Below are 23520 nucleotides of genomic sequence, written 5' to 3'. Positions count from 1 at the left end.
TAATACGATTAAAACATGCGTTTTTTTCTAAATTTTTATCCAAAAAAATATACATTCACTACAATTGATATTACTAAATATCTTTATTGAAGTATTTTATGATCAAAGTGTTGAACATTTTTCTCTTGGCTTTTATGTTAATTGGGGTTACCAGTTGTGATCTTGGCGCAAGCCAATCATTTACCACTTCCGCTCAAAAGGATCTCATAAAAATAGCGGTATCTGGCACCCCGCTTTCATCACCCTTTTTTATTGCTCAGCAGCAAGGTTACTTTGAAAAAAATGGTTTAAATGTTGAACTAGTGAGATTTGACAGCGGGGTAAAATGCTTTGACGCTCTTAAGAATAAACAAGTCGATTTGGCTACTGCATCAGAAACAGTTGTGATGTTTAATAGCTTTAAACAAGCAAATTTTACCGTATTAGCCAGTTTTGTCGAATCAGATAATGATCTCAAATTACTAAGCTTAACCCCGCAAAAATATCATCAACTGGATAATCTAGCCCACGCCCGCGTAGGTATAGTCAAAAGTAGCGCCAGTGAGTTCTTTTTTGATAGTTTATTGATTATGTATAATAAAACTCAGCAACCTATTGAACGAGTATATTTACCTGCAGAACAACTCATTCCAGCACTATTAAATCATCAAGTGGATATGATTTCGGCATGGGAACCTTTCGGTTATTTATTAACACAACAAATATCCTCAAATCCACAAGTGATTAATAGCCGAGGCTTACATCATTTATCCTTTAATTTACTCGAACTAAAAGACACATCTTTAACAACAACTGAAAAATTAGCGATACTAAAAGCCATTAACGATGCGACAGATTATATTCACAGCCACTCAAAACTTGCTCAAGGGATCATCAGTAACACTTTACTTATCGAGCCTTCTCAGCTGCATTATTCTTGGGATGATTATACTTTTCGGTTATCACTCAGTAATGCACTCTTTTCTAACATTCAAACCCAGAGTCAGTGGGCTATCGACAACCAATTAGTTGCTGAACAAAACAGCTTAGATTTTCGACAGGTTTTCGATAGACAATTACTTGAAAAATTCATGAATTTAGAGGCTGGATGGTAATTTATGATGTTATCAAAGCGCCTTAAACTCACTGCTACACTTTGTTCACTGCTTACGCTCATTGTTGGTTTCTCCTTAATACAAGCTCACTATTATCAACAAAAAATATATCACCAACTTAATTATTCAATGAAATTGCAAATTAGCATCGATAGCTTACGAAGTCAGCTGTGGCTCTATCAGGAATATACCGACGACCAAGGGTTATCTGAACTCAATAATCGCCAAGCAGAACTGGCCAAAGATCTTTCTCAACAAATCAACTGGGACGCACAGCAAAATTTGGTCATTGAAAACCTAAATAGGCTTAATACTAATGTTAGAACATTAATTAATACCCAAAATAATTTCCACAATAAGCAAGTCAATATTTCATCAACACTCACTGCAGAACGATTATTTAAAGCCAAATATAGTATGATTATTGAAGAAATGACCGAAGAAATGTTTCATCTTCATCAATTATCAATTAAGCAAGCAAACCAAACACAACAACGATTATTAGCCATGATAGGCTTGGTGTTACTACTGTTAGCAACTCTGGTAACAGTTTGGTCTTTTATGACACTCATTCGCTTTAAGAAAGGACTTACCTCACTGAATCAGGGGATGAAGGCTTTGGCTGCAGGAGATTTAATCAGTCAAATTAATATCCAAGACACTGATGAATTATCGGCACTGGCTGAAAATTTTAATAAGATGAAACAGTCACTAGCTCAAATAACCATTAAAAAAGAACAACTAAAACAAGAAGTCGATAGCCAAACCCGTAAGCTATTTGAACAACAAGACAAGCTTATCTTCCTAGCCGAACATGACGATCTAACAGGTATTTACAATCGTCGAGCATTTATAAAAAAAATTGATTCTGCCATTGCCAGGGATTTACGCGGAACCAATCAAGCCGCATTATTATTCATTGACCTTAATAAATTTAAAGATATTAACGATACCTTAGGTCACAGCATTGGTGATGAAGTGATAATTGTCATAGCGAAGCGTTTGGTGAAAAATTTACGATCGACCGATATTGTAGGTCGATTGGGTGGAGATGAGTTTATTATTTGGCTTGATATGCTCAGTGAGCCAATCGATATTGAACAAAAAATACATCAACTATTAGCAACAATTAAACACCCCATTATTATCGATCAACACACCTTGCACGTTGGAGCGAGTATCGGCATTAGTATATTACCTAAAAATGGTCTAACTAGCCGGGAGCTTATCAGCGCTGCAGATACAGCAATGTATCAAGCTAAAGCCGATAATAGTATTGAGTTTTGCTATTATCATGGCTAATCTGCTTTAACCACTTTATAGGTTTGAGTGTTCCAATCAAAATAATATTCGACACCTTGCCATTCATAAACAGTACCGTTGTCGCGTTGAATAACTTTGGCATTTTCAGGTAAATGACGTAAACCAGAAGCATATTGAATACTGGTTGTAGTACGCTGTGGCGGTGTAACTACAACAGTGTCAACACGCTCAACTTGTCGTGACCGGTATTCTGTACTCAACTGATTTTGATAAGGATAAAAACCATAACGACTTCTATTATAATCATTATTTCCCCATGCCAAGCCATATCGCCAGTTGTTACTATTGCTCCAACTAAACCCAATGCTTGACCCCCAACGCTGATTAACTCCCCAACCTTGATCCCAGCCAAAACCCCAACGCCAAGGATCTATATTTCGATAATGAGTATTATGTTGATGATGAGTATTATGTTGAGAGCCAACAGAGTGTGAGACACGATGTGAATACTCATTAGATAATGGCGGCTGAGCATTGACAAAACTCGCCATTGTTAAACCCACAACCCCGCTAAGCCCTAGAATTGGCAATAAAGCACAGTGTTTATTTATTCGCATAAGTTACCTCCACAACATGGTATTCAACCATCAGTTTACGCTAAGCAAGGTCAAAGTCGATATCAACAATATAGGTCTATCAAATGGCTTAACCCTATATTAGAAAAATGCTATAGTGCGCCTCATAAGGGTTTGGATTTGATTTACAGGCGGTAAGCATGAGTTTTAAAGATTTACGCAGCTTCATCGATCATTTAGAAGTAAATGGCGAATTAAAGCGCATTAAGCACCCTGTTGATCCTCACTTAGAAATGACGGAGATCGCTGATCGTGTTTTACGATCGGGTGGCCCTGCTCTGCTATTTGAAAATCCTACTAATAATACTATGCCAGTACTGGTTAACCTATTTGGCACACCTAAGCGTGTGGCAATGGCCTTGGGTAAAGACGACCCACTAGCGCTGCGTGAGGTTGGTGAGTTGTTGGCATTCTTGAAAGAACCTGAGCCGCCGAGTGGCTTTAAAGATGCCATTGCTAAAATCCCCATGTTTAAGCAGGCATTAAATATGCCACCAAAGACAGTGCGTAATCCACCTTGTCAGCAAGTGGTTAAAACGGGCGATGAAGTTGACTTAACATCATTGCCTATCCAACATTGTTGGCCTGGAGATATTGCTCCTTTAGTCACTTGGGGACTCACCATCACCAAAGGACCTCGCCAGAAAAGACAAAACTTAGGCATTTATCGCCAACAATTATTAGGCAAAAATAAGCTTATTATGCGCTGGCTTGATCATCGCGGTGGTGCCTTAGATTTTAAAGATTTTAAACAGCTTCACCCAGGTGAGCGTTATCCGGTCGTGGTAGCATTAGGTAGCGATCCAGTGACCATTTTAGGTGCTGTGACCCCCGTACCTGATTCAATGAGTGAATACGCTTTTGCTGGTTTATTGCGTGGTGAGCGCACTGAAGTCTGCAAAGCGATTAGCTGCGATCTTGAAGTACCAGCTACCAGCGAAATTATTCTTGAAGGCTATATAGACCCTGATGAAACCGCAGTAGAAGGCCCATACGGCGATCATACTGGTTACTATAACGAAACCGACTCATTTCCAGTTTTCACTGTGACTCATATTACTCACCGTAAAGATGCCATTTATCATAGCACCTACACAGGCCGTCCACCCGATGAGCCAGCTATGTTAGGCGTGGCGTTAAACGAAGTATTTGTTCCCATTTTACGTAAGCAGTATCCAGAAATTATTGATTTTTATCTGCCGCCTGAAGGTTGTTCTTATCGCATGGCAGTGATTTCAATTCGTAAGCAATATCCCGGTCATGCTAAGCGCGTAATGATGGGAGCGTGGTCATTCTTACGCCAATTTATGTATACCAAATTTATCATTGTTGTTGATGACGATGTTAATTGCCGTGATTGGCAAGATGTTATTTGGGCAATTACCACCCGCATGGATCCTATTCGCGATACCATGATGGTAGATAATACTCCGATTGATTATCTTGATTTTGCCTCACCTGTTGCCGGTTTAGGCTCTAAGATGGGTTTAGATGCCACTAACAAATGGCCAGGCGAAACCACTCGCGAATGGGGAACACCTATTGTGATGGATCCCGAAGTTAAACAAAAAATTGATCAAATTTGGGATGATCTCGGCATAGACGATATTCCAACATTATAACCACGATGATCAAATTAGGACGCAAGTCACTATAATTAACTCATTGATAAAAATAAAAAGGCCTTAAAGGACGTTAGATGAAAACCATTCGTTGTCAGATTGAAAAAATCACCCCGTTTAATGACGCTGTGTATCAAGTGTTTCTTAAACCCGAAGCAGCTTTCGATTTTAAAGCCGGCCAATACTTATCTGTGGTCATGGGTGAAAAAGACAAACGTCCTTTCTCTATCGCTTCAGCTCCTAATGCAGCATTGATTGAGTTACACATTGGTGCAGCGGTCAGCGAAAGCTACCCTATGCAGGTTGTGGAACGTCTACAAACCTCAAAGCATATCGATATAGAAGCGCCCGCAGGTGATGCCTTTTTGCGTAGCGATAGCCACAGGCCCCGTATTTTGATTGCGGGTGGCACAGGTTTCTCATACATAAAAAGTATCGTTGAAGCACAAATTGCTAATGGCGAAACCATCCACACTAAACTGTATTGGGGTTGTCGCAATGAAGACGCAATGTACTACCAAGACATCGCCAAGCAATGGCATAGCGATCATTCGTGGTTAGAGTTTATTCCTGTCGTTGAACTTGCAGATAGCACTTGGAAAGGTAAACAAGCTAATTTACTAGAGCAAATTAAGCAGGATTTTGTCAGCTTAAATGGTTACGACATCTATATAGCTGGTCGTTTTGACATGGTTGGAGCTGCACGAGAGTTGTTCCGTGAACTTGGAGTAGAAGAGGACCACCTATATGGTGATGCCTTCGCATTTATTAAATAAGCTCTCTCAATAAAAACGATTAAAACCGGCTATCTTGCCGGTTTTTTTATAGGTAAATCGATTGATTGCTTTGTATTCCATGGCTCATTTCTTTAAAATTAACCCACATTTATTATTAAGGTATTCCAATGAAACTCAGTCAATTAACCCAATCCATTTACGATCATTTATACCGCGACATTTTTGAGTTTCGCAACACCTTTGACCTGCCCGTTAACGATAGTGCTAGCCTAGACGATAAAGCAGACACTTTGCATACATCATTAATTATTGAAGAAATGACCGAGCTTGCAGAAGCCGACTCGCGTATTGAACAAGCTGATGCCATTGTTGACTCAGTTTATGTGTTAATGGGCCGCTTAGTGCACTTAGGTGCAGCCCAGATAAGTGATAGTCTAGAGATCAGCTACCTTATCGATTTATTGCTAAACGTGGCTAAAAACCGCGAAATAGACTTTATCCAATGCTGGGATGAGGTGCACTCAAGCAACATGAGTAAAGTGTGCCGAAATCAACAAGAGTTAGATGAAACCATCGCCTTTTACGCTAAACAAGGTGTTGAAATAGTCGGTAGCACTAAAGGTGAGTTTATTATTGCCAAGTGCGCTAAAGATGTTGATATGGCAGGTAAAGTGGTACGCCAAGGCAAAGTCTTAAAATCCGTTTACTATCGCCCTGCAGACTTAACCACGTTAGTGCGAGATTAATCAGTAAATCAGCTACTCGATTTTTACTTAGTAGTACTGGTTTACTCATAAAAAAATGCGCTTTCATTAGCGCATTTTTTTATGACTGCTTTCAGTTATTCAACCACCGAAATTTTGCTATTGTTCAGCGCCTGAATTAACCGCTGCGGCTCATCCACACTCAAATGAATCACTTTCATGGGTTCCGGTAACTGGCCCATACCACCATGATAAATGACCGGACGATTTAGCGTAATAGTGACATTACTCTGCCCACGACCAATAATAATGGTTTCTGGTTCATCTTTATTTAATTCAGCTGATTCTTGATTATCAACACTGGCAATATCCGCAATGTTCACGACCATAAATCCCCACAATGAATTATTGATCACTAAGTTATCTCTGATTAAATACAAAGAGTAATAACGTGATAGCCGATGATTAGCCACGATAGACATCAAGGTATAGGCAATAATGCTCGAGACAATAATTGCCAACCACTCGCTCCATGAGACCAATAATAAATAACTGCTACAAGATGCGGTGATACAACCCATTAGCATTAGCCATACATGCCAGCGCGTTGCACTATTGAGATTGATATTAGCGATGGCCGCAGGATGATGACGTGAAAACCAAGGGATTGAATAAAACCAGTTGGTCGCTTCACTGGCCAGAATAAGTGCGATAGTTAAACTTTTTTCATCACCATCCCGATACGTTTCTACCGCACCAACTCTAGGATCGCCCTTAAGCTTTCGCACCTTAATCAAGCCACGAACAACACTCACCACCAAGTACAATTCAATAACCAGTAACACTGCAATAATCGGATAGCGTAACCATGCAACAAACTCAAAATAGTGCGCGACTTCGGCAGGGAAACTTAACCGAGCAACCAGGCTGCTTAAACTGAAAACGATAATCAATTTCCACAGTTTCTGAGCGCCCATTTTGATAATGCAATACCAGTAGCTCAGAGGCAGTAACAAAAAATACACTACACAAATAAGGTATAACGACCACTTATCAGCATCGCTCGTTAACGACTCAGGCGTACACTGAACACCGATAACAAAACTGAATATCATTAAGACTAAAAAGACTAACCGATATTTAACTGTTGCTCTCATTCAATACTCTTCCTTGGGTAATCTCTATTCAATTATTGACGCACTGTAGAAATGGATGTGGGGCAGATAAAAATAAAACAAGTTATTAACATATCAGCAAAAATACGTCTTATGGAAATTGATTAGCTCAAAAGTTGTTACAGGAAATGATTGATATAGCTTTATCACGCAACACGACAAAGAGTTGCACTATAATTAAGCGGCTTTACAGGGCTAATAGGTGATTTGAGTTAAATACTGCGTTTAAACAACCAAGTTAAACCATGAATTGCAGTAGTTGGGAAAGCCATCGAATGATCGGCCTCTGGGATCACCAGCAGCTTGAGTTGTAAAGCGCCGGTTTTAGCAGATGGATGAGATTGAAGTATTTGATAAAAAGCCTGAGCGTCTGCCACCATATGATGATTACCATTAGTATGAGGTGGCTTTTCTAATTCGCCAATACCAATAAAAACCTTGGCAGATATTGCTGGTGTGTGACTAAAACGCTGAGAAAACTGCTGCAACAATTGCTTATTATCGAACCACAGAGATGGGCTACCCAATACATAATAATCAAATAGCCTTGGTCGTTCTAACAATATATATGCACCCAGCAAGCCACCTAACGAATTTCCCATAAAAGTATCATATTGCTTATTTACCCGAAAATTCGTTTCAACAAAGGGCATAACAATATTACTTATAAAGCTAACATGTCGTTTAGCCTCACCCGTCGGTAATTTCCAACTCGGATCGTGACTTGGAGTGAAATCTCTAATCCTACTCGCAGAGCCTTTACTTGGCTTTTGATAGCCAATAGCGACTAAAATAGCTTGTTGCATTATGTTGCTGTTCATCGGAAATCGCGTTGCACCAGACACCACTTGCAAACTGTACATGCTATCAGTCATGTATATCACTGGATATTGATGTGAACTACTTTGCTGGTATTTTTTGGGGAGCTTGATCATCACTTTATAGTCACGATCGCCATCTTTGAGTATAAATTGACGGGTACGAGGAATGTTGACAACCGCAGCTGTAGAATACACATCTACAGTGCTGCTTGGTAAACTAGCTATTACAGCATCATGGTTAGCTGACACATTGGTTATGGGGAACCAACAACATATTATCGCGCAGCACAACCAATAAGTTGTTTTCATGCATCCCTGCCCTATGGTAATAAACCACAAACGTTAAATCATATAATCCAGTGCAAGTGCGATAAACAGTATCATCCCTGCCCAGTTATTATTTAAAAAGGCTTTAAAGCATGAGGCACGTTCATGATGGAAAATTAATCGTTGCTGATACATCGCAAACCCGATAAAGCTGATAATACCCAAGCCATAAATAACCCCTCGATCGGCCACCAGCCCAGCCATCACAAAACACCCTAACGCAGCAAGTTGAAATAGGCCGATAATCTGTCGGTCAAAGCGGCCAAATAAGATAGCGGTTGATTTAATGCCAACTTTTAAGTCATCGTCACGATCGACTATGGCATACATGGTGTCGTACGCTACCGTCCAACACCAATTAGCCATAAATAACCACCAAGCTTCAACTGGTACTTCACCAAGTTGAGCAGCATAGGCCATCGGAATTGACCAACTCCACACAATACCCAAAAACATTTGTGGCATGTTGGTCACCCGTTTCATAAACGGGTACATCACAGTTAATACTATCCCGACTACAGATAACTGCACCACGAGAGGATTAAGCCATAACACTAAACTAAAAGCAGCCAACCCTAAAAGAGTAAATAGAGTCAGTGCCTCTTTAACAGACACTTCACCCGACACCAACGGTCGCATACTCGTACGCTCGACATGAGCATCTAATTTACGGTCAGCAAAGTCATTAATTATGCAGCCATTAGCCCGCATAATAATCACTCCCACGATGAAAATGAGTAACACCTTGATATCAGGCATACCATGAGCGGCTAACACCAATGCCATTAAACAAGGCCATAACAGAAGTAAGGTGCCAATGGGTCTGTCAATCCGCATTAATCGTGCATATGCACGCAACTTATCTTGCAATGACATTGGTGTCGTATCTCCATGATTTAGCAAGTTATACAGATTAACAGTGCTCTAATTTTGCTAACGACACCAACAACCATTTGCAGCCGAAATCGACAAAATCAACCTGCACACGGCCTTTTTCACCAGAGCCTTCAAAGTTAATCACCTTGCCTTCACCAAACTTAAAATGCTTCACTTTAGAGCCAACTCTATAACCAGTATCATTAAAACCATTCGGCTTGGTAGTGACCGTCGCAGGGCGAGCAGCGAAGCGTTTGCTGATGGATGGCTTCACCTGAGCACGTATGCGAATTTGTTCAACGAATTTTTCAGGAATTTCGTTAATAAATCGTGATGGGCTAGCATAATCTTCACGGCCATAAATACGACGGGACTCAGCATAACTGATGTACAGTTTCTGCATTGCACGGGTCATTCCGACATAACATAAACGACGCTCTTCATCTAAACGATCGCCTTCATCTAGTGCCATCTTGCTCGGGAATAATCCTTCCTCAACACCCGCCATAAACACCATTGGAAACTCAAGTCCTTTGGCCGAATGTAACGTCATCAATTGCACAGCATCGGTAAAGGCATCAGCCTGACCTTCGCCAGCTTCTAATGCTGCATGAGATAAAAAGGCATTAAGCTCGCCCATGTCTTCAAGTTCTTCAGGCATTTCGAAACTGCGCGCTGCAGTGACTAACTCATTTAAGTTTTCAATTCGCGCTTGGGCTTTTTCGCCCTTTTCAGCCTCGTACATGGTACGCAAACCTGAACGGTCAATCACATCATCAGCCATCCGATACAACAACATATCTGCAGTATCAGTACGCATCGAGATAATCAGTTCCATAAAGCCATTGATGGCATTAGCTGCACGCCCAGCTAGTACTTTTTCTTCAACTAAATGCACACAGGCTTGCCAAAGTGTTAGCTGTTGCTGTCTGGCTGTTGAGCGCACAATATCTAAAGTGCGATCACCAATACCACGAGCTGGGGTATTCACCACACGTTCGAATGCGGCATCATCATCTTTATTATTGATAAGACGCATATAGCCCATTGCATCTTTAATTTCTTGACGCTCGAAGAAGCGCAGACCACCGTAAATACGGTAAGCTAACCCTTTGTGTAAAAAGGCTTCTTCTAATACTCGCGATTGCGCATTTGAACGATATAAAATCGCGCACTCGCTCAAACTACCGCCTTTTTCCTGCCAATCGCTAATGCGACCCACAATGAACTTGGCTTCGTCCGTCTCATTAAAGGCGCAATAAACAGAAATGGGCTCGCCATCTTTGTCTTCAGTCCATAACTCTTTGCCCAAGCGATCTGGGTTATTAGAAATCACAGCGTTAGAGGCATTCAAAATATTAGCCGTTGAACGGTAATTTTGTTCTAAACGAATCGTTGTTGCACCGTCAAAATCTTTTAAGAAACGATGGAGGTTTTCAATTTGCGCACCACGCCAGCCATAAATGGATTGATCGTCATCACCGACAATCATCACATTAGCCGTTTTGCCCGCTAACACACGGATCCACGCATATTGTATCGCGTTAGTATCTTGAAACTCGTCTACTAAAATATGACGAAAACGCTCTTGATAATGTGCCAATAAATGCGGTTTATTCAACCATAACTCATGCGCACGTAATAGGATTTCAGCAAAATCGACCAAACCTGCACGATCACAAGATTCTTGGTAGATTTTATAAATATTCAGTAAGTTTTGCTCAATCGGAAACCCGCCTGCATCGATATGCTTAGGGCGAAGACCTTGATCTTTCTTACCATTGATATAACCCTGAGCTTGACGCGGAGGATACTGCTTCTCATCTAAATTAAGGCTTTTTAGAATACGTTTTAACAAACGCAACTGATCGTCAGAATCGATAATCTGGAAGCTTTGCGGTAAATTGGCATCTTGATAATGAGTGCGTAATAACCGATGGGCTAAACCGTGGAAGGTACCTATCCACATGCGTCCCATGTTAGTACCCACGACCTTTTCCACCCGTTCACGCATTTCTGCCGCGGCTTTATTGGTAAAGGTGACTGCCAAAATAGAATATGGACTTTGTTGTTCAACTTGCATTAACCACGCTATACGGTGGGTTAATACTCGGGTTTTACCACTGCCGGCACCCGCTAACACCAACATATTTGAAAGTGGTGCGCCAACTGCCTCACGCTGCTTATCGTTTAGGCCGTCTAATAATGATGATACGTCCATTTTTCCTCCCAGAAATCTGCATTGCATTATATATCAAATAGCGAGGGTCTGTTTACCTTTCGTGGGCCGATATGGTTCTAAATAAACACTTATTAATCATGGTGCAATATGTGACACCTGGTATTTTAAGAATATATCATGCAACTTTTAGCCATATTCCATACAATAAAGAGCAAAACAAGTTTAATTGAGATCCTTGCTAGGTTTACCGTATACGTTTGCAGAGAGGTAGCAGGGTTCGCTAGAATAACAACAGCATATTTTGAATGTCTTAGTGGCCCTATCAGCCTAAATTGACAAAGATACGCATGAAAATTACTATACAAATTAAGATAGTTACTTAGGTTGTCATATTGAATATCAAAGATTTAGAGCTGTTTATTGCCGTAGCAAAACTAGGCAGCTTCTCCAAAGCGGCTAAATCACTTGATACCCGCCGAGCACTAGTAAGTCGCCGCATTGCAGATTTAGAAAAACAGCTCGGCGCACCGCTGTTTACCCGTACGACCCGAGTAATGAAATTAACCACTTCTGGCCAACGTTACCTTAGCCAAATAACACCGTTAGTTAACCAACTCAAACATGCTGGAGACGTATTTAAACATCGTCACGACGATGTACAAGGTAAGTTAAGAATAGGCTTACAACCCTTTGTTGATAAGCTGATGGATAAACACATTGCCAATTTTATTCATGCTTACCCACAAGTACAGTTAGAAGTGTTTATTGTGCCGGGGCAAATTCAAGATCTAAAACGTTTAGATCTAGATTTCATGCTCAATGTCGGTGAGGTCAGTAAAGGGAATATCCATAGCCAAAAGCTGATGACCTTTGAACGAAAATTGTATGCTAGTACACTTTATCTTGAAAATTCATCGGTTATTGAAACCATTGATGATTTACATTATCACTCACTTTTGGGCTATCGGTCTGCAGAAGGTATATTAGAAGATAACTGGATATTTCAACATACAGAAATCAGCGCAAATCATAAAGTCATTTGCAGTGATTACAACTCTTTGTACCACTTTTGTTTAGGCGGTGCTGGGATTACGTTATTGCCTCAAGTCATTGCAATCGCGGCTGTTGAAAACCAACAATTAATCAATGTATTACCCGAACTAAGTGCCGGATTCAAAGATATTAATATCCTTTATCCTAAAGACCACATCATATCGGCGGCGACTAAAGCATTTATTGAACACTTAACCCAAATGGTTAAGTAACCTGAACTCGGGATAAGTAAGTAACATTTAGGCCAGCAATGCTGGCCTATTTAATGATTAACCTCAACCCAGAAAAACAGGTTGGATAAAAGTCGATTTATTTCTTATCGTCTTTTAAACCAATGCTGTCCATCCAATATTCAAAATTAACTAAATTACCAGGTAACACAATACGACTATCAGGTTTGCTTAAACCATCTAACTGCTTCATGTATTGTTCACCAAGTTGCATCCGCAGAGCACTTTGTCCACCTTCTGACGAAATAACCACAGCCAATCGTTCTATTGATTCAGATGTCGCTTTAGCTATCGTTAGAATTTCCTGAGCCTTACCTTCAGCCTCATTAATACGACGCTGCATTTCACCTTCAGAACGATTGATGGTTTCCGCCATGACACCTTCTGAACGGTTAATTTTACTTTGTTTATCACCTTCACTTTTGGCTAATAATGCCCGACGTTCACGTTCGGCATTAACCTGCATTTCCATGGCGTTTTTAACCGTTTCAGGAGGGGTGATGTTTTTAATTTCGTAGCGGTGAACCCTAATACCCCACATTGAACCCGCTTCATCAAGCACCTCAACCACTTTGGCCGAAATTAAATCACGCTCTTCAAAAGTACGGTCAAGGTCTAACGTGCCAATCACTGAACGAGTGGTAGTTTGCGCCAATTGAATGGCTGCATAACGGTAATCCGTTATGCCATAACTGGCTTTTACTGGATCGGTTACCGAAATATAAATCACGCCATCAACTTCGACATTCACTTCATCACTTGAAAAACACTCTTGCGGTGGCACATCGATAGTTTCTTCTTTTAAGTCATGAATATAAGCGACTTTATCAACAAAAGGGATCAGCGCATGAAAGCCAGCATCTAAGGTATTGTGATATTTGCCTAACCGTTCAACGATATAAGCAGACTTAGTTGGAACGAGGCGAATAGACTGAAATAATTTGAGCACAAAAATGGCAAAAATAGCGCCCCAAATAACCATAACAATAAAATCAGTATCAATTCCGTTAATCAACATTAGCGTGCTCCTTTTACTGATGAATTGGTTACGGCATGAGTCACTTGTTCCATTCCTTCAAAAAAACCTTCCAGTTTAGCCATTTCAGCTGGCACCACAGACACTTGAGATTCGGATAGAATTTTGCCCACTTGCCCAATAAACTGCTCTTTGAGCAACATGTTCATCGCATCATTACCACCATTGATGGTCAATGCCTTACAAATCATTGCCATGCCTTCTGCTTTGGCATTAGCAACTATTGAAATTTGTTGTCCGGTACCGATTGCTTCGTTAATTCGTTTTTGCTTTTGGCCTTCAGATAGATTAATCGCCTCTTGACGCTCACCTTGCGACATATTAATCATCGCGGCTTTTTCTGCATTAGCTAAGGTAATTTCCGCACGTTTACGACGCTCAGCTTCCATTTGTTTTTCTAAGGTGTGAATAACATTACGCGATGGCGTAATGTTTTTAATTTCATAACGTAACACCTTAATTCCCCATGGATCGGAGGCTTTATCAATCTCACGGACTATCGACTCATTCAAACTGTCACGTTCTGAAAATGTTTGTGATAAGGTCAATTTACCAATTTCAGAGCGCATTGTTGTTTGAGCCAGATTTACTGCCGCACGACGATAATTTTCGATACCATAACTGGCCAATTTACCATCCATCACTTTAAGGTAGACCAAACCGTCAACTTCTAATTGGGTGTTATCCTTTGAAATACAACTCTGTGGCGGAACATCAAGCACTTCTTCACGAGTGTCGTGTCGATAAGAAACACGATCAACAAAAGGAACCAGAAAATGAAAACCTGGCTGTAACACAACACGAAACTTACCCAGACGCTCAATCACATGCACTTCACGCATTGGCACAATTAACATGAGTTTGTACAAAATAAACATTACAAATAAAAAAACGATTGTTAACACAAACATATCTACTCCCTTTTAAACTGACTTTCCTAAATAACATTGGACGGTAATCACTACCTAATATCCTAACAAAACTATTTTAAAGCATTGATAATAAATTGTTTTTATAATAATACCAGATTATCACTATACCGAATCAATAATGGGTTCAACAACAAAAGCAATATTATCCCGACAAATAATTCTCACTTTAGTGCCCTCTTTTATTACTGATCCATCACCCAAAGCGGTCCAATCTGAACCTAAACAGCTAATTCGCCCCGTTTGTTGTCCAGGACCAATGGTTTGCTTAACGATGGCGACTTGGTTATACAAATCGGTTTCTTCGTCGGTATTATCAACATGGGAGTCGCCGCCCACTAACCGTTGGGTTATATGACGAAAACTCAGTAATAGTACCATTGAGGCCATAAACCATAATGTCAGGCTTTGTACCAATCCATCGATAATGCCAACAGCCAGTGCAGATGCGACAAGAAGGCATGCTGCACCTAATAAAATCACAATGCCACCCGGAATAATTATTTCCGCTAACATCAACAACAGTCCTAGCACTAACCAAACAGTGAGCGGGTTTGAAAGCTCCATATACTCCCCCATAATATGAGAATGTCCTTTAATTCACTATAACATCTTTATTTATTAATGCGACATATTATGTCAAACATGCACATTATGTTCTGCGTTATAAACGCTTGATCGACTTACATGATCTAAACAGTGCGTCATTATTAATGACGCCGACATTTTCGTTAAGTGATAGAGGATATTTACCCACATTTATAACATAACAGAGCCCACATTAGCCGTTATGCTTTGCATCACATTGACAATTTATATACTCGCGTTGGCGATTATATCGACCATGAAAACAATGAAATCGTCACATTCTTAACAGTTTTAATTGTGATCTGGCAAAATATTGAATATATTTCGCCCATTGTGCATGATCCAGAATAATAGATCTCAAAGTTGTACTCGATCGATTTAAAATTTACGCTTAAACTGTCACTACTGATCAACCTGAATACTTAATTAACCGGAAGAAACATGAAAAGAATCTACCTTTTAGCGACACTTATCCTCTCACCAAATGTTTTTGCTGACGATTTAGTTCAATGGTGGGATGTTAGCGCGACTGTCTTGCATGGTGAAAACTATGACTTAGCACCATCAGAAAGACAAACAACGATTACCCTAGAAACGGCTGGTGCCTGGAAGTATGGCGATTGGTTTGTATTTCAAGATTTTATTAATTTTAATGGTAATAATAACGGTGTTGATAGCACAAATTATGGTGAAATTTCACCTCGGTTTAGTGCGAGTAAAATATTGGGTCAGCCTGTTAGCTTTGGTGCGGTAAAAGATGTCTCTTTAGCACTCACTTACGAAGAAGGTGAAGGCCCTGTTAACAGTATGCTTTATGGTATCGGTTTAGACTTTGACGTGCCATTTTTTAGCTACTTACAACTGAACACATACCGTCGTGACGCTATTAGTAGTGGCAACAACAGCGATGGTTGGCAGTTTACTCCAGTATTTAGAATCGACGTGCCAGTGGGCAATGCCAATATTATTATCGATGGCTATATTGATTGGGTATTTTCTGCAGACAACAACGGCTATGACGAAAACCTACACTTTAATCCGCAAATAAAATATGACTTAGGCAAATCATTATTTGGCGATCACAAACAAAACAAGCTGTTAGTGGGTATTGAATATGATTATTGGCAAAGTAAATATGGTGTTGCGGGCATTGACCAAAGTACCTACTCAATCATTGCGAAATATCATTTCTAATCTAGGCTGCCCCTTATAAAAATTAGATAACAAAAAAGGTGCCTAGGCACCTTTTTTAATGTTTACGTGTTAACTCAATCTGTTATAACAAAATCGCTTGTTAAAATATGATGGCCAACAGCATGAGTTTACGCTAGCAATTTTTTCGCTGCTGCGACAACAATAGACACTGCACTAACTTCAGTTTTCTTCATTGTAGCTTCATCAGGAATTTCTTGCTCGGTACGGTTTACAATAACACCCGCTACACACGCTGCACGCCAACCTTGAGTTGCACACATAGTAAATAGTGTTGATGATTCCATTTCATAGTTCAGCACGCCCATTGCTTGCCATTCTTTCATTGAACCAACAAAGCGCTGAGTTACGCGACCAGAAACAGTATCGTAACGTTCTTGGCCTGGATAGAAGGTGTCAGAAGAGGCAGTAATACCGACATGTGGCTCTATGCCTGCATCTCTACACGCTGCAACCATTGCTGTAGTACAAACAAAATCAGCAGCAGCAGGAAACTCTAACGGAGCAAAGTGCAAACTGGCACCGTCTAAACGCACTGATGCGTGAGTGACAATGACATCACCCACATTCACATGTGGTTGAATTGAACCCGTTGTACCGACACGCAAAAAAGTTCGCACACCCAGTTGTGCTAACTCTTCTACTGCAATAGATGTTGATGGTCCGCCGATCCCCGTTGAACAAACAACAACAGGTTTGCCATCGATATAAGCTAAATAGCTGGTGTATTCACGATGGCTGGCTAAGAACGTTGCGTTGTCCATTAGCTCGGCAATACGCTTAACACGTTCTGGATCACCAGGTACGATTGCTAAGGTAGCGCCATCTAACATTTTTTTAGTTAATCCTAAGTGAAATACATCGGACATTATGAAAACCCCTTTCAGTTTTGAATATTAAATTCTTATAATCCAGACTTTAACTGAGTCTTTAGGCGCATAAGGTTAACTTGATCACATATAAATTCATAATAGTTAATATGCTTTCGTTAAATTATTACTAATATATGTCAAAATCCCACCAAATACACAGCTTTCAGCATAGTTGAGAGGGAGTAAAAACAACAAGCTATTTATCTAAATCAAAAACGATTAACGTGATTTACATCAAATTAACCTTAACAAATTTGGGTGGGGTATTAGTCATGCCGTTAATAACAAAAAAGGACGCTAAGCGTCCTTTTTTACTCAATACTGATGGATTACAAGTAATAATCTTTTAACGGTGGGAAACCATTAAAACATACTGCTGAGTATGTAGTGGTATAAGCACCAGCAGTTAACCAGTACAAACGATCGCCAATGGCTAAATCGACCGGCAAACCATAGCTGTAATGTTCATACATAATATCAGCGCTGTCGCAGGTTGGGCCGGCAATAACACACTTATCTAACTCGCCTTTACGCTCAGTGTAGATAGGAAACTTAATCGCTTCATCCATGGTTTCAATCAAACCTGAGAACTTACCTACATCAGTAAATACCCAGCGCTCTAACGCTGTGTGTGATTTACGCGAAATTAATACCACTTCAGATACAAGTACACCGGCATTTGAAAGTAATGAACGACCAGGTTCTAGAATGATTTCAGGTAATTCATCACCAAAATCTTCTTCCAAGAAATGTTTAATCTGCTGCGCATAAACACCCAGTTCATTGGTTTTGTCTATATAGTTGGCAGGAAAACCACCACCTAGATTGATCATCTTTAACACAATGCCATGTTCTTCTTTTAAACGGTCGTAAATACTTTTCACTTTACCGATGGCAGAATCCCACGCACCGATATCACGTTGCTGTGAACCGACATGGAATGAAATACCATGTGGTTGTAAGCCTAACTCTTTAGCCAATACTAATAAGTCGTATGCCATTTCATTTTGACAGCCAAACTTACGTGATAAAGGCCAATCAGCGGTATGTGTGCCTTCAGTTAAAATACGTAAGTACACTTTTGAACCTGGAGCTTCTTCAGCAATCATGCGTAAATCAGCTTCAGAATCTGAAGCATACATACGCACACCTTGTTGATAGAACGAACGCACATCTACGCGTTTCTTGATGGTGTTACCATAGCTAACACGATCAGTTGAAACACCTATAGACGTTACCATTTCAAGTTCGTAAATAGAGGCTATGTCAAAGTTTGAACCTTTATCTCGCAATAAGGTTAAAATCTCTTTGGCCGGATTTGCCTTAACCGCATAATAGATATTGGCGAAAGGAAAATTGTTAACCATATCATCGTATTGTTTCGCAACGATTTGGGTGTCAATAACTACAAATGGTGTTGGCTTATCTTTAGCAAATGCTTCAATGCGGTCAAACGTGTCCTTGTCATAATAATCTGCAACATCAATCGATTGAAATTGGCTCATTAGGCCGGTGCCTCCAGTTAGTGGGGTGATAAAAGTGTTATTACGAATCTGTAAGAACACGCGCAGTAAACGATATTTTTAAACAATACGCAATGAGTTTTTATGCAAAAAGTTTACTTTTTTATTCTTCAATAAAATTCTGTGACGTTCTGCATATTATCCACTTAATTACCCGTATCAATAATTCGCCTATCCGCAATAAAGTATAGACATCAACAATAAAAATGCGTGTTAAGTTGATAAAAAATATTTTCAGCTTAATGACTCTTAACTGCAGGCTAAGATTTTCCCCTATGTGTAAAAAGTTGTTATCATCCAAATTGATAACAACTAAAAATGCTTCAACAAGGAATATAGATGAACGAACCCAGTTTAGATCAAGAGCTCCAACAACTACAAAATGTCTATAGCGTCATCACTGAGTTTGTTGTTGAGTACAGCTTTCAAATTGCTGGTGCACTTATTATTTTCTTATTGGGGCTTTGGGTTGCTAACAAAGCCGCCAACATTGTCGCCGCACAACTAAAAAAGCATAACATTGATATCACCCTCAGTAACTTTGCCTCCAACTTAATTAAAATCATTATTATTGTGATGGTCGTAGTGATCTGTTTAGGTAAACTTGGTATTAGCGTGACACCTATGGTTGCCGCTATTGGCGCCGCTTCACTCGGTGCAGGCTTAGCATTACAAGGTATGTTATCTAACTATGCAGCTGGTATAACGATTATTGTGACTCGTCCGTTTGTGGTTGGAAACACCATTGAAGTAAAGGATGTCAGCGGCGTAGTGGAAGTCATTAAACTAGGGCAAACCATTTTAACCAATGAAGAAGGCGAACAAATCAGTATCCCCAATAAGCACATTGTCGGGGAGATTTTACATAACTCATTTGCTTATAAACTGGTTGAAAACAAATTTAATATTGATTATCAAACTGATGCTGATCATGTTATCCAATTAGTTAATGACGTACTTGCTGCAGCTCCTGCAATTTATAAAGACAAGAAACCATTGGTAGGAATCAATGGGTTTAATTCTATCGGCATGGAAATAGGCGTGCGTTATTGGGTGCCTACAACAAGTTATTTTGAAGAAAAGTATCAAACCAACCTAGCTATTATTAAAGCGCTAACGGCAGCAAACATAACTATTCCTTGTCCAGTAAAGGAAATTCATTTACAACACTAATCTTCACGAGTGTAATATTTCTAGTGTTAATAGTCCTGCCCTCATAACGTTAGCTTATATGGGGGCAGTAAAATCTATCACGGTCCTTTAACGGCAGCTACCTTAAGCATAAAACCATCATCAAACATACTGTTATGAGTAAATTTGTCGTTATTCTGCCTAATTTTGACTATTTTAAACTAGCAGCATAATCAATAATACTGCTTCGATATAATGCCAATAACTCAGTATCGTTCACCGCAACGCCAACTTTTTGTGGTGTTTTATCCTTCCATGCATCATGCGGATAAATACGGCTACCACATTTCTGAATAGTCATTCCTTCAGCTACGCCATCGGTAACAACCCTTATTGGTCCTTCTCTAAGAGTGAACAATGCAGGATTAATCACATAAGCAATAGCCGATGGGTCATGCACATGGCAAGCTTCTAAGCCCACTTTCTCACTATAAAACCTCAAATAATAACGACTGATATTCCAGATAAATTGGCCTACTTCGCCTGCATCATCACGCAATTGGTCAAGGTACTCGCGAGTAAAAAAGCTTTGCTCGGTCACATCCAAACCAATTACCACCACAGGCCAAGAGGCAGTGAGCACAATGTCTGCAGCATGAGGGTCATCATGAATATTTGCTTCTGCAAACGGAGTCACATTACCGTGGTGATTATTCTCACCAAAGGCGCCGCCCATAATAACGACGTCTTTAACCAAATCGACAATGCTGGGATCGGCCTGAAGCGCTAGAGCAAGGTTAGTTAACGGACCAATAGCCACCAAAGTGATTTCCCCAGGCTCAGCCTTCACAGCATCGATGATGTATTGATATGCAGGACGAAGGTCTGCTTTGCCCTCAACATTTGCAGGTACAATCACATCACCAAGACCCCCTTCACCATGAACCACCACTGTGGGTCCAACTGGAGGTCGAATAATGGGCTTACTCGCACCAGTAACAACATCGGCTTTTAATTGATATTTCTGCTTAATATAGAGGGCATTACGGGTCGCATTTTCGATGGTTGCATTGCCATAAACAGTTGTGATGGCTTTTAGCTCAATGTCTGGATGCGCTTCGGCAAACAAAATGGCAAATACGTCATCAATTCCGGGATCGGTATCTAATATAATTTTAGTTTTCATGGGGTTCACTGTCCTACTTAATTTAGTGAATCGGTACACTATAAGGTTTTCCTAAATATCCTGCGGCGATACTCACAGACCCTTCGAAGTAAATCTACAAGATTTTCAAAGATGATTAGCAACTGCTACAAACAAACTGAGACTCATTAAAGCCCTTGGCACTATACAAAAATAGCACCGACAGAAGTGTGATTGCTCATCAAACTTTTATCTGTAAGTGAACATAATGGTTCACTTACACGTGTGCAACTGACTATGGCGAATACATCAGCGATAACGGGGCATTATTAAACAACCAAAGATGCTCATTTCAGCATTAAATGAATGAATTCACTCTACAGCTTAGTCTTGCCATCATTTACATTCACTCACCTAAACTAGCTCAATAAGTTAGTTTATTAACAGCAAAGCAATGCACCAATACAATCATTTTGTCTCAGTCATTAATTTATCCTCAGTTCGGGATAATAAACGGTTATACAATAGACCGAATATTGTCATTTTTCCTTACATATCCCACCTCCTAAACCGAGTTGAGGTTAATTTACAATATCTCGAAAAAGTAAAGCTTACCTGACAAGTGTTAATGGATTGTTATAACTTAAAGTCAAGCTTAGCTGACATAATGACAACTAAGCCTGACTAATCACGACTAAGGGAATATTGATAATGTCGCCACTAACACGCAATCAAAACTGGAAAAATACCAACAAACACAATACTGCTCGTTTAGCAAAATGGACCTTAGCTTGGTTGATAAGTATGGCTATCGCTAACTTTGGTCCCCTATTTATTTGGCAACAAGATGCACTCACCATAGTGGCAATTGGTATTAATTTTATTCTTGGTATAGGGATGATTTTAGCTAACCGACGTCAACTACTTGGTTTAGATGAACTGCAGCAAAAAATTCAATTAAACGCGATGGGATTAAGCTTAGGGGTAGGATTAATTGTAGGCTTGAGTTATTCAAATTTAGACACCACAAACCTAATAACAGGTCGCGCTGAAATTTCACACTTGGTCATCATCATGGGACTGACTTACCTAGTTGGCATTATTTTAGGTCATAGGAAGTACCAATGAAGAATCGTCTAAAAGTACTCAGAGCAGAACAAGGTCTAACCCAAGCGCAGCTTGCTGATTTACTAAATGTCTCTAGGCAGACGATTAATGCGATCGAAACGGGTAAATTCGATCCCAGCCTGCCATTGGCTTTTAAAGCCGCACGTTTATTTAAGTTACCGATTGAAAGTATCTTTGAAGATGAGCAATAAAACACAGTCTGTCATTATTCAACATTAACCCAGGCCTGTTAATTTACCCATTAGAGTAACGTGTCAGATGTATATTTTAAAGGTAACTATAAGCCGCGTTGCCATTCTTGCCTTAGTGGGATAATACCTTGTAATGCATGTTCTACTTGAGCGACTAATGCTGGTTTATCTTTACCTAACACACCTTTTAACACTAGGTAATTTGATGCGTGATCAGAACGAAAGATCGTTTTATCGAGTTCAAGGTGGCTCAATAAAGTGTGCATCTCTGTCAGTAAACCGGTTTGATCAGGCAATACAAACTTACCATCAAAAACATTGTCCATTCGCTCAGTTCCCAATGGTAACGTTACCACCAGTGTTGATAGATAATCCGGTTTAGCAGCATTCATTAATTCAGCCGACGCTATAGCATGTTGATGAGATAGCTGCACACCACCTAATCCCATTAAAATCATCACTGATGATTTTATGCCTGCTTGGCTAATCTTCTGTAGCGCAGCTAAAGATGAGACGAACGTTTCGCCTTTTTTAATTCGTCCAAGCACTTCATCATCACCGCTTTCACAGCCAATATACAAAATGGATAAACCCATTTTTTGTAATTCAGAAAGTTGCTCAACGGTTTTATTATTAAGATTGCGCGGCAAACAATAACTGCTGATCCGAGTGACATGAGGCAGATGAGTATTAATCAATTCGCAAATAGCTTTCAAACGATTAAAGGGTAATGTCATTGCATCACCGTCAGCTAAAAAAACACGACGAAACGGATAACCAGAAGCTGCACCAGTAATAATATCATGTTCTATTTTATCAAGTTTCTGTGCTCTAAACTGCTTTTGCGGTTGGGTGTACATATCGCAAAAACTACACTGATTCCAGCTGCAGCCATTGCTAACCTGTAAAATTAATGACTTCCCCTCTGAAGGAGGGCGAAATACTGGTTCAATGTAATTAAGCATCCGAGTGTCCAAATTGATGATAATGTGAGTTAGTTAACGAAATTCGATTTTTTTTACTACAAAAAATGTTCAAAAAACTATC

General features: G+C 39.9%; 22 protein-coding genes. 10 read left to right on the top strand and 12 right to left on the bottom strand.

The features are described 5' to 3' along the window. Positions 1 to 110: 110 nt before the first annotated feature. On the top strand, positions 111 to 1094 hold the full coding sequence (locus FCN25_RS12450) for an ABC transporter substrate-binding protein (protein WP_175405866.1): 984 nt from the start codon (positions 111 to 113) through the stop codon (positions 1092 to 1094). 3 nt (positions 1095 to 1097) lie between these two features. Further along, positions 1098 to 2396, top strand: coding sequence for a diguanylate cyclase (locus FCN25_RS12445; protein WP_137225228.1), 1299 nt, complete (start codon positions 1098 to 1100; stop codon positions 2394 to 2396). Here FCN25_RS12445 and FCN25_RS12440 read toward each other — a convergent pair. Beyond that, positions 2393 to 2974 (bottom strand): hypothetical protein, encoded by a 582-nt coding sequence (locus FCN25_RS12440; protein ID WP_137225226.1) that lies wholly within the window; start codon positions 2972 to 2974, stop codon positions 2393 to 2395. The two genes, FCN25_RS12445 and FCN25_RS12440, sit on opposite strands and share 4 nt — an antisense overlap. 158 nt (positions 2975 to 3132) lie before the next feature. On the opposite strand from FCN25_RS12440, the gene ubiD reads away from it, so the two are divergent. The 3 genes from ubiD to FCN25_RS12425 all read left to right on the top strand — a co-directional run bounded on the left by ubiD (position 3133) and on the right by FCN25_RS12425 (position 6097). Beyond that, entirely contained in the window at positions 3133 to 4614 is a 1482-nt protein-coding gene (gene ubiD, locus FCN25_RS12435; RefSeq protein WP_137225224.1) for a 4-hydroxy-3-polyprenylbenzoate decarboxylase, read from the top strand. A gap of 77 nt (positions 4615 to 4691) precedes the next feature. Next, entirely contained in the window at positions 4692 to 5390 is a 699-nt protein-coding gene (gene fre / locus FCN25_RS12430; protein ID WP_137225222.1) for an NAD(P)H-flavin reductase, read from the top strand. 128 nt (positions 5391 to 5518) lie between these two features. Further along, positions 5519 to 6097 (top strand): nucleoside triphosphate pyrophosphohydrolase family protein, encoded by a 579-nt coding sequence (locus FCN25_RS12425; protein ID WP_137225220.1) that lies wholly within the window; start codon positions 5519 to 5521, stop codon positions 6095 to 6097. A gap of 95 nt (positions 6098 to 6192) precedes the next feature. On the opposite strand, the gene FCN25_RS12420 is transcribed toward FCN25_RS12425, so the two are convergent. From FCN25_RS12420 to uvrD, 4 genes are all read right to left on the bottom strand, one after another. Then, the gene (locus FCN25_RS12420) at positions 6193 to 7212 is read right to left on the bottom strand and encodes a hypothetical protein (protein ID WP_137225218.1); all 1020 of its coding nucleotides are present in this window, start codon (positions 7210 to 7212) and stop codon (positions 6193 to 6195) included. Positions 7213 to 7442: 230 nt separating this feature from the next. Continuing rightward, positions 7443 to 8360 carry an alpha/beta hydrolase gene (locus FCN25_RS12415; RefSeq protein ID WP_137225216.1) on the bottom strand — a complete coding sequence of 306 codons (918 nt, stop codon included), beginning with the start codon at positions 8358 to 8360 and terminating at the stop codon, positions 7443 to 7445. A gap of 33 nt (positions 8361 to 8393) precedes the next feature. Continuing rightward, positions 8394 to 9254 (bottom strand): 4-hydroxybenzoate octaprenyltransferase, encoded by an 861-nt coding sequence (gene ubiA, locus FCN25_RS12410; RefSeq protein WP_137225214.1) that lies wholly within the window; start codon positions 9252 to 9254, stop codon positions 8394 to 8396. Between the two features lie 37 nt (positions 9255 to 9291). Next, positions 9292 to 11475, bottom strand: coding sequence for a DNA helicase II (gene uvrD / locus FCN25_RS12405; protein ID WP_137225212.1), 2184 nt, complete (start codon positions 11473 to 11475; stop codon positions 9292 to 9294). A 353-nt stretch (positions 11476 to 11828) separates the two neighbouring features. On the opposite strand from uvrD, the gene FCN25_RS12400 reads away from it, so the two are divergent. Next, complete coding sequence (locus tag FCN25_RS12400) at positions 11829 to 12701, top strand: LysR family transcriptional regulator (RefSeq protein WP_137225210.1); 873 nt, start codon at positions 11829 to 11831, stop codon at positions 12699 to 12701. A gap of 97 nt (positions 12702 to 12798) precedes the next feature. Here FCN25_RS12400 and FCN25_RS12395 read toward each other — a convergent pair whose 3' ends face one another. From FCN25_RS12395 to FCN25_RS12385, 3 genes are all read right to left on the bottom strand, one after another. Further along, on the bottom strand, positions 12799 to 13734 hold the full coding sequence (locus FCN25_RS12395; protein WP_167496120.1) for an SPFH domain-containing protein: 936 nt from the start codon (positions 13732 to 13734) through the stop codon (positions 12799 to 12801). Between the two features lie 2 nt (positions 13735 to 13736). Further along, the gene (locus FCN25_RS12390) at positions 13737 to 14666 is read right to left on the bottom strand and encodes a slipin family protein (protein WP_137225206.1); all 930 of its coding nucleotides are present in this window, start codon (positions 14664 to 14666) and stop codon (positions 13737 to 13739) included. 123 nt (positions 14667 to 14789) lie between these two features. Beyond that, entirely contained in the window at positions 14790 to 15251 is a 462-nt protein-coding gene (locus tag FCN25_RS12385; protein ID WP_137225204.1) for an NfeD family protein, read from the bottom strand. Between the two features lie 462 nt (positions 15252 to 15713). On the opposite strand from FCN25_RS12385, the gene FCN25_RS12380 reads away from it, so the two are divergent. After that, positions 15714 to 16466 carry an outer membrane protein OmpK gene (locus tag FCN25_RS12380; RefSeq protein WP_137225202.1) on the top strand — a complete coding sequence of 251 codons (753 nt, stop codon included), beginning with the start codon at positions 15714 to 15716 and terminating at the stop codon, positions 16464 to 16466. Positions 16467 to 16594: 128 nt separating this feature from the next. Here FCN25_RS12380 and udp read toward each other — a convergent pair whose 3' ends face one another. Both udp and FCN25_RS12370 read right to left on the bottom strand, forming a co-directional pair. Further along, on the bottom strand, positions 16595 to 17353 hold the full coding sequence (gene udp / locus FCN25_RS12375) for a uridine phosphorylase (protein ID WP_137225200.1): 759 nt from the start codon (positions 17351 to 17353) through the stop codon (positions 16595 to 16597). Between the two features lie 332 nt (positions 17354 to 17685). After that, on the bottom strand, positions 17686 to 18861 hold the full coding sequence (locus FCN25_RS12370) for a type III PLP-dependent enzyme (protein WP_137225198.1): 1176 nt from the start codon (positions 18859 to 18861) through the stop codon (positions 17686 to 17688). A 357-nt stretch (positions 18862 to 19218) separates the two neighbouring features. On the opposite strand from FCN25_RS12370, the gene FCN25_RS12365 reads away from it, so the two are divergent. Further along, positions 19219 to 20052, top strand: coding sequence for a mechanosensitive ion channel family protein (locus tag FCN25_RS12365; RefSeq protein ID WP_137225196.1), 834 nt, complete (start codon positions 19219 to 19221; stop codon positions 20050 to 20052). A gap of 169 nt (positions 20053 to 20221) precedes the next feature. On the opposite strand, the gene FCN25_RS12360 is transcribed toward FCN25_RS12365, so the two are convergent. Continuing rightward, complete coding sequence (locus FCN25_RS12360) at positions 20222 to 21196, bottom strand: nucleoside hydrolase (protein WP_137225194.1); 975 nt, start codon at positions 21194 to 21196, stop codon at positions 20222 to 20224. A gap of 669 nt (positions 21197 to 21865) precedes the next feature. Between FCN25_RS12360 and FCN25_RS12355 the strand changes: the two genes are divergently transcribed. Both FCN25_RS12355 and FCN25_RS12350 read left to right on the top strand, forming a co-directional pair. Continuing rightward, positions 21866 to 22282 (top strand): hypothetical protein, encoded by a 417-nt coding sequence (locus FCN25_RS12355; protein ID WP_137225192.1) that lies wholly within the window; start codon positions 21866 to 21868, stop codon positions 22280 to 22282. Next, the gene (locus tag FCN25_RS12350; RefSeq protein WP_137225190.1) at positions 22279 to 22473 is read left to right on the top strand and encodes a helix-turn-helix transcriptional regulator; all 195 of its coding nucleotides are present in this window, start codon (positions 22279 to 22281) and stop codon (positions 22471 to 22473) included. Before FCN25_RS12355 ends, FCN25_RS12350 begins: the two co-directional genes overlap by 4 nt. A gap of 86 nt (positions 22474 to 22559) precedes the next feature. On the opposite strand, the gene FCN25_RS12345 is transcribed toward FCN25_RS12350, so the two are convergent. Further along, positions 22560 to 23438, bottom strand: coding sequence for a radical SAM protein (locus FCN25_RS12345; protein ID WP_137225188.1), 879 nt, complete (start codon positions 23436 to 23438; stop codon positions 22560 to 22562). Positions 23439 to 23520 lie beyond the last annotated feature (82 nt).

Source organism: Shewanella sp. MEBiC00475 (assembly GCF_005234075.1).
Taxonomy (GTDB): Bacteria; Pseudomonadota; Gammaproteobacteria; order Enterobacterales; family Shewanellaceae; genus Shewanella; species Shewanella polaris.
The sequence above is the reverse complement of the archived record's forward strand: the minus strand, read 5'-3'. Positions and strand labels throughout refer to the sequence as shown.